The 14,636-nt window shown below is 55.5% G+C and carries 12 protein-coding genes; 9 read left to right on the top strand and 3 right to left on the bottom strand.

Annotated features, from left to right (window positions below):
- The first annotated feature begins 161 nt into the window (after positions 1-161).
- From ssuE to ssuB, 5 genes are read left to right on the top strand one after another with little or no spacing between them, the layout of a single operon-like run.
- Positions 162-737, top strand: a complete 576-nt coding sequence (gene ssuE / locus V1603_RS11010; protein ID WP_116340916.1) for an NADPH-dependent FMN reductase — start codon at positions 162-164, stop codon at positions 735-737.
- The gene (locus tag V1603_RS11005) at positions 730-1,692 is read left to right on the top strand and encodes a sulfonate ABC transporter substrate-binding protein (protein ID WP_163328619.1); all 963 of its coding nucleotides are present in this window, start codon (positions 730-732) and stop codon (positions 1,690-1,692) included. The genes ssuE and V1603_RS11005 overlap by 8 nt, the downstream gene beginning before the upstream one ends.
- A complete protein-coding gene (ssuD, locus tag V1603_RS11000) occupies positions 1,689-2,834 on the top strand; it encodes an FMNH2-dependent alkanesulfonate monooxygenase (RefSeq protein ID WP_395313919.1) in 1,146 nt (381 codons plus the stop codon). The genes V1603_RS11005 and ssuD overlap by 4 nt, the downstream gene beginning before the upstream one ends.
- Positions 2,835-2,843: 9 nt before the next feature.
- Positions 2,844-3,635, top strand: coding sequence for an aliphatic sulfonate ABC transporter permease SsuC (ssuC, locus tag V1603_RS10995; protein ID WP_395313918.1), 792 nt, complete (start codon positions 2,844-2,846; stop codon positions 3,633-3,635).
- Entirely contained in the window at positions 3,632-4,405 is a 774-nt protein-coding gene (ssuB, locus tag V1603_RS10990; RefSeq protein ID WP_395313917.1) for an aliphatic sulfonates ABC transporter ATP-binding protein, read from the top strand. The genes ssuC and ssuB overlap by 4 nt, the downstream gene beginning before the upstream one ends.
- 88 nt (positions 4,406-4,493) lie before the next feature.
- Here the strand turns inward: ssuB and pepN are convergent, their stop codons facing one another.
- Positions 4,494-7,106: an aminopeptidase N gene (gene pepN / locus V1603_RS10985; RefSeq protein ID WP_395313916.1), complete on the bottom strand. Its 2,613-nt coding sequence runs from the start codon at positions 7,104-7,106 to the stop codon at positions 4,494-4,496.
- Between the two features lie 254 nt (positions 7,107-7,360).
- Here pepN and pncB point away from each other — a divergent pair, with 254 nt between their 5' ends.
- The 4 genes from pncB (at position 7,361) to V1603_RS10965 (ending at position 13,243) form a co-directional block, all read left to right on the top strand.
- Positions 7,361-8,563 carry a nicotinate phosphoribosyltransferase gene (gene pncB / locus V1603_RS10980; RefSeq protein WP_163328611.1) on the top strand — a complete coding sequence of 401 codons (1,203 nt, stop codon included), beginning with the start codon at positions 7,361-7,363 and terminating at the stop codon, positions 8,561-8,563.
- Between the two features lie 165 nt (positions 8,564-8,728).
- Positions 8,729-10,129 carry an asparagine--tRNA ligase gene (gene asnS, locus V1603_RS10975; protein WP_048960458.1) on the top strand — a complete coding sequence of 467 codons (1,401 nt, stop codon included), beginning with the start codon at positions 8,729-8,731 and terminating at the stop codon, positions 10,127-10,129.
- Positions 10,130-10,734: 605 nt separating this feature from the next.
- Positions 10,735-11,868: a porin gene (locus V1603_RS10970; protein ID WP_302218973.1), complete on the top strand. Its 1,134-nt coding sequence runs from the start codon at positions 10,735-10,737 to the stop codon at positions 11,866-11,868.
- Between the two features lie 184 nt (positions 11,869-12,052).
- A complete protein-coding gene (locus V1603_RS10965) occupies positions 12,053-13,243 on the top strand; it encodes an amino acid aminotransferase (RefSeq protein WP_395313915.1) in 1,191 nt (396 codons plus the stop codon).
- Between the two features lie 48 nt (positions 13,244-13,291).
- Here the strand turns inward: V1603_RS10965 and V1603_RS10960 are convergent, their stop codons facing one another.
- Both V1603_RS10960 and V1603_RS10955 read right to left on the bottom strand, forming a co-directional pair.
- Positions 13,292-13,939 (bottom strand): MBL fold metallo-hydrolase, encoded by a 648-nt coding sequence (locus tag V1603_RS10960; protein ID WP_116340934.1) that lies wholly within the window; start codon positions 13,937-13,939, stop codon positions 13,292-13,294.
- A gap of 20 nt (positions 13,940-13,959) precedes the next feature.
- Positions 13,960-14,511, bottom strand: a complete 552-nt coding sequence (locus V1603_RS10955) for a YcbK family protein (protein WP_028012580.1) — start codon at positions 14,509-14,511, stop codon at positions 13,960-13,962.
- Positions 14,512-14,636 lie beyond the last annotated feature (125 nt).

Here is a 14,636-nt window from a genome sequence, read left to right as displayed (position 1 = left end):
GGCGTAAAACGCAATCGTTTACCTCCCTGTCTATTTCTTATGCGCTTTTTCGCATTTTAATTGCGGATAAATCATTTAGTGGAATAACCGCGCGATGTCACACTCCTGAAAATTGTTATGAATGTTAGATAAAAGCAAACAATTAGTTATAAGGAGGAGATATGCGCGTCATTACCCTGGCCGGAAGTCCACGATTCCCTTCGCGCTCCAGCGCCCTGCTGGAATATGCTCGTGAAAAGCTCAACGCCCTCGACGTGGAAGTGTGCCACTGGAATCTGCATAACTTCGAACCTGAAGATTTGCTGTATGCCCGCTTCGACAGCCCCGCGCTGAAAACCCTCATTGAGCAGCTCAAGGAAGCGGACGGCCTCATCGTTGCGACCCCGATTTATAAAGCCTCGTTTTCGGGCGCGCTGAAAACCCTGCTCGATCTTCTCCCCGAGCGCGCACTGGACGGCAAAGTGGTTCTGCCGCTGGCAACGGGCGGTACGGTTGCCCATTTACTGGCGGTGGATTATGCCCTGAAGCCGGTGCTGAACGCCCTGAAGGCTCAGGAGATCCTCCACGGGGTTTTCGCGGATGATTCACAGGTCATTGACTACCAGCATAAGCCGCACTTTACGCCGAATCTGCAAACCCGCCTTGATGCTGCGCTGGAAACCTTCTGGCACGCGCTGCATCGCCGGGATATCCAGGTTCCTTCTTTTAATCCGCCGCAGGGAGTCGCACATGTTTAAAACCTTAACCTACCTCGGACTGGCTGGCCTGATGGCGTTTACCGCGCTGGCGCAGGCTGCAGAAACCGCACCGGACAGCTTACGCATTGGCTATCAGAAAGGCAGCGTCAGCATGGTGCTGGCAAAAAGCCACCAGCTGCTGGAAAAACGCTTCCCGGACACCAAATTTTCCTGGGTAGAGTTCCCGGCAGGGCCACAGATGCTTGAAGCGCTGAACGTCGGCAGTATCGATCTGGGCAGCACGGGCGATATTCCGCCTATTTTTGCTCAGGCTGCCGGGGCAGACCTGGTATATGTCGGCGTAGAACCCGCTAAACCGAAAGCCGAAGTCATTCTGGTACCTGAAAACAGTGAGATTAAAAGCGTCGCAGACCTTAAAGGGCATAAGGTCGCTTTCCAGAAAGGTTCCAGCTCGCACAACCTGCTGCTGCGCGCCTTACAGGAAGCCGGGCTCAAGTTCACGGACATTCAGCCCGTTTACCTGACGCCTGCCGACGCGCGCGCCGCGTTCCAGCAGAAGAACGTTGATGCCTGGGCTATCTGGGATCCGTACTACTCCGCAGCCTTACTGCAAGGGGGCGTTCGGGTTCTGAAGGACGGCACTACGCTGAAACAGACCGGCTCGTTCTACCTCGCCGCGCGCCCTTACGCGGAAAAGAACGGCGCATTTATTCAGGGCGTACTGGATACCTTTACCCAGGCCGATGCGCTGACCCAGACCCAGCGTCAGGCGAGCATTGCCCTGCTGGCGAAGACCATGGGCTTGCCTGAACCGGTGATCGCGAGCTATCTCAACCACCGTCCGCCCACCACCATTGCGCCCGTGGATGCACACGTCGCCGCGCTTCAGCAACAAACCGCTGACCTCTTCTATCAAAACCGCCTGGTGCCAAAACAGGTCGATATCCGCGAACGCATCTGGCAGCCCGCAGGCAAAGAAGGAGCTAAATCATGAGTCTGAATCTTTTCTGGTTTTTACCCACCCACGGCGATGGCCACTATCTTGGCACAGAAGAGGGCTCGCGCCCCGTTGACCATGCCTACCTGCAGCAGATTGCGCAGGCGGCGGATCGAATCGGTTTTACCGGCGTGCTGATCCCGACCGGACGCTCGTGCGAGGATGCCTGGCTGGTGGCTGCGTCGATGATCCCGGTCACTCAGCGCCTTAAATTCCTGGTTGCATTGCGCCCGAGCGTCGTTTCACCCACCGTGGCGGCGCGTCAGGCGGCAACGCTGGACAGACTCTCCAACGGCCGCGCCCTGTTTAACCTGGTGACGGGCAGCGATCCGCAGGAGCTGGCGGGCGACGGCGTGTTCCTCGACCATACCGAGCGCTATGAAGCCTCCGCCGAGTTTACCCACGTCTGGCGGCGCCTGCTGGAAGGAGAGACCGTCACCTTCGAAGGCAAGCATATTCACGTTCGCGACGCAAAGCTTTACTTCCCGCCGGTGCAGCAGCCACGTCCTCCGCTCTATTTTGGCGGATCGTCGGATGTGGCTCAGGATCTGGCCGCCGAGCAGGTCGATCTCTATCTGACCTGGGGCGAGCCGCCGGAGCTGGTAAAAGAGAAAATTGCCCAGGTCCGGGCCAAAGCCACCGCTCATGGCCGCAGGGTACGCTTTGGGATTCGCCTGCACGTGATTGTGCGTGAAACCAATGAAGAAGCCTGGCAGGCGGCAGACCGTCTGATCTCCCATCTGGACGATGAGACCATCGCAAAGGCGCAGGCTGCGTTTGCCAAAACCGATTCCGTCGGGCAGCACCGCATGGCCTCTCTGCACAACGGCAAGCGCGAGAATCTGGAAATCAGCCCGAACCTGTGGGCGGGCGTCGGTCTGGTACGCGGTGGCGCGGGCACGGCGCTGGTCGGCGACGGGCCAACCGTGGCCGCGCGGATTAATGAATACGCTGACCTGGGCATCGACAGCTTTATTCTCTCCGGCTATCCGCACCTGGAAGAGGCCTACAAGGTGGGCGAGCTGTTATTCCCACATCTGGACGTCGCCATTCCAGAAATTCCGCAGCCGCAGCGGCTTCAGCTGCAGGGCGAAGCCGTGGCAAACGAGTTTATTCCACGTAAAGCCGCACAAAGCTAAGGAGTGACCATGTCTGCCACTTCACAAAAATGGCTGCTGCGCGCCGCACCGTGGTTTTTGCCCGTCGGCATCGTGGCTCTCTGGCAGCTCGCGTCGTCCACCGGCTGGCTGTCGAGCCGCATTCTGCCCTCTCCCGAGGGCGTTATCGAAGCGTTCTGGTCGCTGAGCGTGAGCGGTGAGCTGTGGCAGCATCTGGCGATCAGCTCCTGGCGCGCGGTGATTGGGTTTTCCATCGGCGGCAGCATTGGTCTGGTGCTGGGGTTGATCAGCGGCCTTTCCCACTGGGGCGAGCGGCTGCTGGATACCTCCATTCAGATGCTGCGCAACGTGCCGCATCTGGCGCTGATCCCGCTGGTGATTTTATGGTTTGGGATTGATGAAAGTGCCAAGATCTTCCTCGTAGCGCTGGGCACGCTGTTCCCGATATACATCAACACCTGGCACGGCATCCGCAATATCGATCGCGGTCTGGTGGAGATGGCACGAAGCTACGGCTTGTCGGGTTTTTCTCTCTTTACTCACGTGATCCTGCCGGGCGCCCTGCCCTCCATCATGGTCGGGGTGCGCTTTGCGCTCGGCCTGATGTGGCTGACCCTGATTGTGGCGGAAACTATTTCCGCCAACTCCGGCATCGGGTATCTGGCGATGAATGCCCGCGAATTCCTGCAAACGGACGTGGTAGTGGTTGCCATTATTCTTTATGCCCTGCTCGGCAAACTCGCTGACGTTAGCGCCCAGTGGCTGGAGCGCAGCTGGCTGCGCTGGAACCCGGCCTACACCCTTCAGGAGGCGAAAGCATGAATACTGCACGACTAAATCAGGGCACGCCGCTGCTGCTGAACGGCGTAACCAAACGCTACGGCGAAAACACCATTCTCAACGGGCTGGATCTGCATATTTCCGCCGGGCAATTTGTGGCCGTTGTCGGGCGAAGCGGCGGTGGGAAGAGTACGCTGCTACGTCTTCTGGCCGGACTGGAAGCCCCCAACGGCGGCGACATTCTGGCGGGAACAACGCCGCTGGCCAATATTCAGGACGATACCCGCATGATGTTTCAGGACGCGCGCCTGCTGCCGTGGAAAACGGTGATTGATAACGTCGGGCTGGGGCTCAAAGGAAACTGGCGGGAGGAAGCCCGTCGGGCGTTGGCCGCCGTCGGGCTGGAAAACCGCGCAGGTGAATGGCCTGCGGCCCTCTCGGGAGGACAAAAGCAGCGCGTGGCGCTGGCGCGGGCATTGATTCACCGTCCCGGCCTGCTGCTGCTTGACGAGCCGCTCGGTGCGCTGGACGCCCTGACGCGGATCGAAATGCAGGATTTGATTGAATCGCTCTGGCAGGCGCACGGATTTACGGTGCTGCTGGTGACGCATGACGTGAGCGAAGCCGTGGCGATGGCTGACCGGGTGCTGTTAATAGAGGATGGGAAAATAGGTCTTGATCTGACAGTGGATCTTCCGCGGCCTCGTCGCGTGGGCTCAGCAAGACTGGCGGCGGAGCTGGAAGCGGAGGTGTTGGATCGGGTGATGAAGCGCGGGGGTACGGAGTTAGAACGAGCTAAGGCTAATGCCTGATGCCCTCGCCCCGGCCCTCTCCCACGGGGAGAGGGAGAAAACCATATGTAGGCCCGGTAAGCGTAGCGCCACCGGGCACTTTTTCGTATTACGCTAAGGCCTTAGCAATCTTCTCGTACAGATCGCCAGACAGGTTCTCCAGCCCTTTCAGCTGCTCAAGCGCGGCTCGCATCTTCGCCTGACGCTTCGCGTCGTAGCGTTTCAGACGAATTAGCGGCTCAATCAGGCGGGACGCCACCTGCGGGTTACGGCTGTTCAGCTCGGTCAGCATTTCTACCATAAACTGATAGCCGCTGCCGTCTTCGGCGTGGAACGTGGCCGGGTTGCTGCTGGCAAATGCACCAATCAGCGAGCGCACACGGTTCGGGTTGCTCATGGTGAACGAACGGTGCTTCAGCAGGCTGCGGACCTTGCTGAGGGCATCCGCCGCCGGGCTGGTCGCCTGCAGGATGAACCACTTGTCCATCACCAGGCCATCCTGGTGCCACCTGTCGTCGTACTCCTGCATCAGCGCATCACGGCACGGCAGTTCGGCGGCAACGCTTGCCGACAGCGCGGCCAGCGCATCCGTCATGTTATCCGCTTCGTGATACTGCTTGCTCACCAGCGTGTTCGCCAGCTCTGCCTCGCCAAACGCAAGATAGCGCAGGCAGGTATTGCGCAGAGAACGTTTACCAATGTCCGCATGTTCCACGCGATACGCGTCAAGCTTGTTGGCGTTGTAGAGCGCCAGGAACTCATCCGCCAGTTCGGTCGCCAGCGTGCGGGTCAGCGCTTCACGCACGGCCACGATGGCAATCGGGTCAATGATGTCAAACAGCTCCGCAATTTCCGTCGCAGACGGCAGGGTCAGAATTTCAGCCGCCAGCGCCGGATCAATCTTCTCATCCAGCAGGATGGCGCGGAACGCGTCTGCCACATGCACCGGCAGCGTCAGCGGCTGGCCCTGCTGGTAGCGGTTCACGTTGAGCTTGATGTAGGTTGCCAGCAGGCTTTGCGCGGCGTCCCAGCGGGAGAAATCGTTGCGCGCGTGACGCATCAGGAACGTCAGCTGCTGGTCGCTCCACTTGTACTCCAGCTTCACCGGCGCGGAGAATTCGCACAGCAGCGCAGGCACCGGCTGGAAGTAGACGTTGTCGAAGATAAAGGTCTGCTCTGCCTGAGTCACGTTCAGCACGTGGTGCACCGGGTGGCCGCCCTTCTGCAGCGGGATGACGTTGCCTTCATTGTCGTACAGCTCAATGCTGAACGGAATGTGCAGCGGATATTTCTCTTCCTGCTCGGCGGTTGGCGGCGTGCGCTGGCTGATGGTCAGAGTGTACTGCTCGGTTTCCGGATTGTAGTCGTCCTTAACGGTGACAATTGGGGTCCCGGCCTGGCTGTACCAGCGGCGGAAGTGAGAGAGATCAACATTGGACGCATCTTCCATCGCCTGCACAAAGTCATCGCAGGTGGCCGCGCTGCCGTCGTGGCGCTCGAAATAGAGCTGCATCCCTTTCTGGAAGTTCTCCTCACCCAGCAGGGTGTGGATCATGCGGATAATTTCAGCGCCCTTCTCGTACACCGTCAGGGTGTAGAAGTTGTTCATCTCGATGACTTTGTCCGGACGGATTGGGTGCGCCATTGGGCTGGCATCTTCCGCAAACTGCAGGCCGCGCATGGTACGCACGTTGTTGATGCGGTTGACCGCCCGCGAGCCGAGATCGGAGCTGAACTCCTGGTCACGGAAGACGGTCAGGCCCTCTTTCAGGCTCAGCTGGAACCAGTCGCGGCAGGTGACGCGGTTACCGGTCCAGTTGTGGAAATATTCGTGGCCGATCACGCGCTCGATATCGAGGTAGTCTTTATCGGTGGCGGTATCCGTACGTGCCAGCACGTACTTGGAGTTAAAGACGTTAAGGCCTTTGTTCTCCATTGCGCCCATGTTGAAGAAGTCGACGGCGACGATCATATAGATGTCGAGGTCATATTCGAGACCAAAGCGCTCTTCGTCCCACTTCATGGAGTTGATGAGCGAGGTCATCGCCCACGGCGCGCGGTCGAGGTTGCCGCGGTCAACGAACAGTTCCAGCGCCACTTCACGGCCAGAGCGGGTTTTAAAGGTATCACGCAGCACGTCGAAATCACCGGCCACCAGCGCAAACAGGTAGCATGGTTTCGGGAATGGATCCTGCCACTGCACCCAGTGACGGCCATTTTCCAGCTCACCCTCACCGACGCGGTTGCCGTTGGAGAGCAGGAACGGGTAGAGCGTTTTATCGGCAATGATTTTCGTCGTAAAACGCGCCAGCACATCCGGGCGGTCCAGATACCAGGTAATGTGGCGGAAACCTTCTGCTTCACACTGGGTACACAGGGCCACGCCTGACTGGTAAAGCCCTTCCAGCGCCGTGTTGGCGGCAGGGCTGATTTCATTCACGATGCGCAGCGTAAAGCGTTCCGGCAGGTTGTCGATGACCAGCTGGTTGCCTTCTTCTTTATAGTCTGACCAGGGTTCATCATTAATATGCAGGGAGACCAGCGTCAGATCTTCGCCATCCAGACGCAGCGGTACGGCTGTCGCGCTGTGGCGCGTCACCTGGCTTATCGCTGTCACAACGGTTTTTGCGGCATCCAGGTCAAAAGTCAGATCGATATCGCTAATCAGGTATTCCGGCGCGCGGTAGTCGTGGCGGTATTTGGCTTGTGGCTGTTGTGTCATAGAAAACCTTATGCATCGTTTGTCGAGTAACGTTTCAATATATTCCTGTTGCGCAAAACGCGCTATGCAGAATGTTCATCTTTTCAGGCAGAAACACCTTTTTCGCTACATTTGTATAACACGGGGCACGAAATGCGCTCGACCATAAAGTGTGCTTATGTTGTGATCGGGGTTCAATAAATCACTAAACAAGGTATACTCCGGAGTTGTTTATTGTACTAAACGCTCCCGTGAGAGGATGCTACAGCGCACCTATGACTCAATTCGCTTCTCCGGTTCTGCATACGTTGCTGGATACCGACGCGTATAAACTGCATATGCAGCAAGCCGTTTTCCACCATTACTATGACGTTCACGTCGCGGCGGAATTCCGCTGCCGTGGTGACGACTTGCTCGGTATCTACGCAGACTCCATTCGTGAACAGGTCGATGCGATGCAGCATCTGACGCTGCAGGACGATGAATACCAGTGGCTTTCTGGCCTGCCTTTCTTCAAAGCGGACTATCTGAACTGGCTGCGCGACTTCCGCTATAAGCCTGAACAGGTCACCGTGACCAACGAAAACGGCAAGCTGGATATTCGTCTTGAAGGTCCGTGGCGGGAAGTGATCATGTGGGAAGTGCCGCTTCTCGCCGTTATCAGCGAGCTGGCCCACCGCTACCGTTCGCCTGAAACCGGCGTCGAACAGGCGGTCGCCTCGCTGGAAAACAAACTTGCAGCATTCTCTACCCTGACCGAAGGGCTGGATATGTCCCGCTTCCGCCTGATGGATTTCGGCACCCGTCGCCGCTTCTCTCGCGAGGTTCAGCAGGCTATCGTTGAACGTCTGCAGCAGGAGCCATGGTTCGTAGGCACCAGTAACTACGATCTGGCGCGTCGCCTCAACCTGACGCCAATGGGCACCCAGGCACACGAGTGGTTCCAGGCACATCAGCAAATTAGCCCTGACCTGGCTAACAGCCAGCGTGCGGCGCTGGCCGCCTGGCTTGAAGAGTACCCGAATCAACTCGGGATCGCCCTGACCGACTGCATTACGATGGATGCCTTCCTGCGCGACTTTGGTCCCGAGTTCGCTGAACGTTACCAGGGGTTACGCCACGACTCAGGGGATCCGGTTGAATGGGGCGAAAAGGCGATTGCCCATTATCAAAAACTCGGTATTGACCCGATGAGCAAGGTGCTGGTCTTCTCCGATAATCTCGACCTGGCGAAAGCCGTAGAACTGTATCGTCATTTCAATGCCAGAATTAATCTGGGCTTCGGGATCGGTACCCGGTTGACCTGCGACATTCCTCAGGTAAAACCTCTGAATATCGTTATAAAGCTGGTGGAATGTAACGGCAAGCCGGTGGCAAAGCTCTCCGACAGCCCGGGTAAAACCATCTGCCATGACAAAGCGTTTGTCCGCGCATTGCGCAAAGCGTTCGATCTCCCTCAGATCAAAAAAGCCAGTTAAGCGCTTACGGGAGCCTTCAGGGCTCCCTTCCCTTATTTATTTCTCAATTCTTCTCTTTTGACTGCGAAATTTACTTGTCTGATAGCGGATGGCAGGTAACATAGATATCCCCCCATAAGGGTGGACAAGTGTTTATTTTTTCCGACTATTAACAGAGAGAATATTATGAGCGTTGTGCCTGTAGCCGACGTACTCCAGGGCCGTGTCGCCGTTGACCAGGAGGTCACCGTGCGCGGATGGGTGCGTACTCGCCGAGATTCTAAAGCTGGCATCTCCTTCCTTGCCGTCTATGACGGTTCCTGCTTTGATCCTGTACAGGCCGTCATTAATAATTCTCTGCCCAATTACAATGATGACGTTCTGCGCCTGACGACGGGCTGTTCCGTTATCGTCACCGGTGTGGTTGTGGCATCCCCGGGTCAGGGCCAGAGCTTCGAGATCCAGGCCTCTGCCATTGAAGTGACCGGCTGGGTTGAAGATCCGGACACCTATCCGATGGCGGCAAAACGTCACAGCATCGAATACCTGCGTGAAGTGGCGCACCTGCGTCCGCGTACCAACCTGATTGGTGCGGTAGCCCGCGTGCGTCATACGCTGGCCCAGGCGCTGCATCGCTTCTTCGATGAGCAGGGTTATTTCTGGGTGTCTACCCCGCTGATCACCGCATCCGATACGGAAGGTGCAGGCGAAATGTTCCGCGTCTCGACGCTGGACATGGAAAACCTGCCGCGCACGCCGGAAGGTAAAGTGGACTATGACAAAGACTTCTTTGGTAAAGAAGCCTTCCTGACGGTATCCGGCCAGCTCAACGGCGAAACCTACGCCTGTGCGCTGTCTAAGATCTACACCTTCGGCCCAACCTTCCGCGCCGAAAACTCCAACACCAGCCGCCACCTGGCGGAGTTCTGGATGCTGGAACCGGAAGTGGCGTTTGCCGATCTGAATGACGTTGCAGGTCTCGCAGAAGCGATGCTGAAGTACGTCTTCAAAGCGGTTCTGGAAGAGCGTCCTGACGACATGAAATTCTTCGCAGAGCGCGTAGACAGCGATGCGGTGGCGCGTCTGGAGCGTTTCGTCTCCGCCGACTTTGCGCAGGTGGACTATACCGACGCGGTAGCGATCCTTGAAAAATGCGGTGAGAAGTTCGAGAACCCGGTTTACTGGGGCGTCGATCTGGCGTCTGAACACGAACGCTATCTCGCCGAGAAACATTTCAAAGCGCCGGTTGTCGTTAAAAACTACCCGAAAGACATTAAGGCCTTCTATATGCGTCTTAACGAAGACGGGAAAACCGTGGCAGCGATGGACGTACTGGCGCCGGGCATCGGTGAAATCATCGGTGGTTCTCAGCGTGAAGAACGTCTGGACGTGCTTGACGCGCGCATGGAAGAGATGGGTCTCAACCCTGCGGACTACAGCTGGTATCGCGATCTGCGCCGTTATGGCACCGTTCCGCACGCAGGGTTCGGTCTGGGCTTCGAGCGTCTGATCGCCTACGTAACCGGTGTTCAGAACGTGCGTGACGTGATTCCGTTCCCGCGTACTCCGCGCAACGCCAGCTTCTAAGTAACACAACAGACAATGGCCAGCATTTGCTGGCCATTATTTTATTCTGCCTTGTCAGTTTTTGTCAGCGTAAAGTCAGCGTTTATAAACCACTACCCCGTCACAACCACTACCTGTTACGTTTTGTTTCCGCGAAATATCCAGCCACAAAAAATAAACCTCAGTCTTATTGCGATTATTACAGCCTGAAGTAATAGCACAAATTTCAACCAATTTTTCAGCCATCCAGAAGTCTTTCTATGGTCATAAGAAAAAACGAGTCGTTTAACTTTCGTTTATAGGAATTGCCTTTATTCAAATTAAACATAAGGAATTCATATATATAGGAAAGGTGCTGTTGCTTAGTTCGCCAGGCCGCTCTGAAATTTGAGATGGTTCACAAAGTTCCTAAAAATACATATTTAGTTACACATATTTTCTTTCTGTAACTCAATCTTGAGAATTGTAGCACTTTCAGGCTAGCGAAACGCTTCGGTGAATGGAAAGATGCCTGTCAGATACATAAAGACACCTAACTCTCATCAATAGTTCCGGAAATATTTATTGACAGAATTTATTGACGGCAGTGGCGAGTGTCATAAAAAAACCAATGAGGGTAATAAATAATGATGAAGCGCAATATTCTGGCAGTGGTAATCCCTGCCCTGCTGGTAGCCGGTGCAGCTAACGCTGCAGAAATCTATAACAAGAACGGCAACAAACTGGATCTGTACGGAAAAATTAACGCTGAGCGTGATTTCGTTACCAACGGCGATAATACCAACAACGCAGACTCCACCTACGCGCAGATCGGTTTCAAAGGCGAAACTCAGATCAACGACCAACTGACCGGTTATGGCCAGTGGGAATACCGTGCACTGGCCAGCTCAGCTGAAAGTGAGCAGTCTTCAAACAACTCTACCCGTACTCGTCTGGCTTTCGCGGGTCTGAAAATGGCTGACGCTGGCAGCATCGACTATGGCCGTAACTACGGCATCGTATACGATGTTGAGTCTTACACCGACATGGCGCCAACCTGGTCCGGCGAAACCTGGGGCGGTGGTTATGTTGATAACTACATGACCAGCCGTTCTACTGGCCTGCTGACCTACCGTAACAGCGATTTCTTCGGTCTGGTTGATGGTCTGAGCTTCGGTATCCAGTACCAGGCTAAAAACGAGCGTGCTGATCTGCGTCGTGCCAACGGCGACGGTGTTGGTTACTCTGTGGGTTACGACTTCGGCGGTGGCTTTGGTCTGACCGGCGCATACAGTAATGCTAACCGTACTCTCGACCAGAAAGCTGATGGCAAAGGCGACAAAGCTGAAGCATGGGCAATCGGTGGTAAATACGATGCTAACAGCCTGTATCTGGCAGCTGTGTACGCAGAAACTCGCAACATGAGCATCCTGGGTAACAGCACCGGTTCCAATACTCCGGATGCTAATGGTGACGTGTTCAACGTAGCGAACAAAACCCAGAACTTCGAAGTTATCGCTCAGTACCAGTTCGATTTCGGCCTGCGTCCATCCCTGTCCTACGTGCAGAGTAAAGGTAAAAACCTGAACACCGTAGCCGGCGGCGATGCAGATCTGGCTAAATACGTTGAAGTAGGCGCAACTTACTACTTCAATAAAAACTTCAACGTGTCTGCTGACTACCGTATCAACCTGATCGACGAAGATCAGGCCAAGCGCACTGGCGGCGGCTGGGTTGGTACCGACGACCAACTGGGTCTGGCTGCAGTTTACCAGTTCTAATCAGAACACCACTTTGTTATATGCATAATGAACAGGGCTTCGGCCCTGTTTTTTTATGCCTGACAGAAAATAATGGCGACTTTTGAAAAGCCGCACGCTTTTCGTCGCAAACGGTTGGCATTTTGTAAATCTACCGTTAACCTGATAGCGGATTTCACTTCTGTAATCACAATGGAACTTCGTCATGTTTGAGAACATTACCGCCGCTCCTGCCGACCCTATTCTGGGCCTGGCCGATCTGTTTCGTGCCGACGACCGCCCTGGCAAAATCAACCTGGGTATTGGTGTATATAAAGATGAAACCGGCAAAACTCCGGTACTGACCAGCGTTAAGAAAGCCGAGCAGTATCTGCTGGAAAATGAAACCACCAAAAACTACCTCGGTATTGATGGTATCCCTGAATTTGGTCGCTGCACCCAGGAGCTGCTGTTCGGTAAAGGCAGCGCAATTGTGAGTGACAAACGTGCGCGCACGGCGCAGACCCCTGGTGGTACCGGCGCGCTGCGCGTGGCGGCGGATTTCCTTGCGAAAAACACCTCTGTTAAGCGCATATGGGTGAGCAACCCAAGCTGGCCGAACCACAAGAGCGTGTTTAATTCTGCGGGCCTGGAAGTGCGCGAATATGCATACTACGACGCGGCAAACCACGCTCTGGACTTTGACGGCCTGCTTTCAAGTCTGAGCGAAGCGCAGGCGGGTGACGTGGTGCTGTTCCACGGCTGCTGCCACAACCCGACCGGTATCGATCCAACGCTTGAGCAGTGGGAACACCTGGCGAAGCTCTCCGTTGAGAAAGGCTGGCTGCCGCTGTTTGACTTTGCTTACCAGGGCTTCGCCCGCGGTCTGGAAGAAGATGCCGAAGGCCTGCGCGCGTTCGCAGCCGTGCATCAGGAGCTGATCGTTGCAAGCTCCTACTCCAAGAACTTTGGTCTGTACAATGAGCGTGTAGGTGCCTGTACGCTGGTTGCGGCTAACGATGAAACCGCCGATCGCGCCTTCAGCCAGATGAAATCCGTTATTCGCGCTAACTACTCTAACCCGCCGGCACACGGTGCGTCTGTTGTTGCGACCATTCTGAGCAACGATGCGCTGCGCGCGATCTGGGAACAAGAGCTGAACGATATGCGTCAGCGTATCCAGCGCATGCGCCTGCTGTTTGTGAACACCCTGGCTGAGAAAGGCGCAGACCGCGACTTCAGCTTCATCATCAAACAGAACGGCATGTTCTCGTTCAGCGGCCTAACCAAAGAGCAGGTTCTGCGTCTGCGCGAAGAGTTCGGCGTATACGCCGTAGCCTCTGGCCGCGTGAACGTTGCAGGCATGACCCCTGACAACATGGCGCCACTGTGCGAAGCGATTGTCGCCGTCCTGTAATAGCGCCCACAAAAAAGCCTGCGCTAAGCAGGCTTTTTTTTATGCTGGTTACCAGACAGGCATTTCATCCTGAAGGAACGGGTTATGGAGCCGTTCATAGCCCAGCGTCGACATCGGACCGTGTCCTGCGATAAACGTTACGTCATCACCCAGCGGCAATAACTTCTGTTTGATCGACTGAATCAGCTGCCCGTGGTCGCCACGCGGAAAATCGCTGCGTCCTACGCCACCTTTGAAAATCACATCGCCGGATATCAGCAGACGGGACTGGTCGTCAAAGAAGACGATATGGCCTGGCGTATGCCCAGGACAATGCAACACCTGTAAAGTCACATTCCCTACGTTAACGCGCTCTCCTTCGTTCAGCCAACGATCGGGCGTCAAAGGCAGACACTCATCAAGGCCAAACATGCGGCTTTGGGCGGGTAACCCCTGCAGCCAGAACTCATCCTCTTTTTCCGGGCCGATAATCGGCACACCGTAGTATTTAGCCAGTTCAGCCGCTGCACCCACATGGTCGAGGTGACCATGCGTCAGTAAAATCTGCATCAGCGTCACGCCGCTGTCGGCAACTTCCTGCTTGATTTTCTCAGCGTCACCGCCGGGATCGACAAGCGCGGCCAGTTTGGTTTGTTCGCACCAGATTAATGAACAGTTCTGGGAGAACGCGGTAACCGGAATAATACGATAGTTCATACTGCTCCTGTGTTTCGTTATTACCAGTGCCGAACCGGCCCGGTATCAATATGCACAAAGTTGCTACGTGGGTAATATCCTACACCACCAGCGCGCATAGATAACGCGGCTTTGCGAATATTGGCTAACGAAACGCCTTCAATGTGGAAATCCATTGCCTGTCCCTTCGTGTGGTAGCTTTTTTTCGCTACCCCACGGCTATGGGCGCGCAGTTCGTTATTGGTATCAATTGAGCGATAACCAGAAATAAGCTGCACCGGCTTGCTGGTGCCCAGCAGGCCCTGAAGGCGGAAAAGCTGATCAAACAGTCCAGGGTCGATGGCTTTTACTTTATTCGCGCGGAAATCACGGAAAAAATGGTTGAGTCTTGCTAATTCATCCTGAATATAGCCTCTGCCATCGAAAAACTCCGCTTTTAGCGACTCACCGGTGTGAAGATTGCTGAGCGTTAAAACGCGCGGACGAGGTGTCGAGAGGGTGGCAAATGCTGGCGTCGGTAAGATGGCCGCTGCGCCAAGCGCAACACCACCTAACGCCAGCAGCTTGCGGCGATTAGCGTCAAATTTGTCCATGATAATCAGGTCTACAGGTCAAAGAAATCGTAATATGCTTAGCGCACGAAGGGCACCTTAACTGGCAAAACGGGGTACGTCAAGGCGCCCAACCCCAGTGAATACGCGGCTTACAGCGATATTGG

This window comes from Enterobacter sp. ECC-219 (assembly GCF_043966805.1).
Classification (GTDB): domain Bacteria; phylum Pseudomonadota; class Gammaproteobacteria; order Enterobacterales; family Enterobacteriaceae; genus Enterobacter; species Enterobacter cloacae_N.
This window is presented reverse-complemented; position numbering and strand designations above follow the sequence as displayed.

Excerpts from the sequence above, each read along its gene's own strand:
- ssuE (WP_116340916.1), top strand. The coding sequence starts at position 162 with ATGCGCGTCATTACCCTGGCCGGAAGTCCACGATTCCCTTCGCGCTCC.
- V1603_RS11005 (WP_163328619.1), top strand. The coding sequence starts at position 730 with ATGTTTAAAACCTTAACCTACCTCGGACTGGCTGGCCTGATGGCGTTT.
- ssuD (WP_395313919.1), top strand. The coding sequence starts at position 1,689 with ATGAGTCTGAATCTTTTCTGGTTTTTACCCACCCACGGCGATGGCCAC.
- ssuC (WP_395313918.1), top strand. The coding sequence starts at position 2,844 with ATGTCTGCCACTTCACAAAAATGGCTGCTGCGCGCCGCACCGTGGTTT.
- ssuB (WP_395313917.1), top strand. The coding sequence starts at position 3,632 with ATGAATACTGCACGACTAAATCAGGGCACGCCGCTGCTGCTGAACGGC.
- pepN (WP_395313916.1), bottom strand. The coding sequence starts at position 7,106 with ATGACACAACAGCCACAAGCCAAATACCGCCACGACTACCGCGCGCCG.
- pncB (WP_163328611.1), top strand. The coding sequence starts at position 7,361 with ATGACTCAATTCGCTTCTCCGGTTCTGCATACGTTGCTGGATACCGAC.
- asnS (WP_048960458.1), top strand. The coding sequence starts at position 8,729 with ATGAGCGTTGTGCCTGTAGCCGACGTACTCCAGGGCCGTGTCGCCGTT.
- V1603_RS10970 (WP_302218973.1), top strand. The coding sequence starts at position 10,735 with ATGATGAAGCGCAATATTCTGGCAGTGGTAATCCCTGCCCTGCTGGTA.
- V1603_RS10965 (WP_395313915.1), top strand. The coding sequence starts at position 12,053 with ATGTTTGAGAACATTACCGCCGCTCCTGCCGACCCTATTCTGGGCCTG.
- V1603_RS10960 (WP_116340934.1), bottom strand. The coding sequence starts at position 13,939 with ATGAACTATCGTATTATTCCGGTTACCGCGTTCTCCCAGAACTGTTCA.
- V1603_RS10955 (WP_028012580.1), bottom strand. The coding sequence starts at position 14,511 with ATGGACAAATTTGACGCTAATCGCCGCAAGCTGCTGGCGTTAGGTGGT.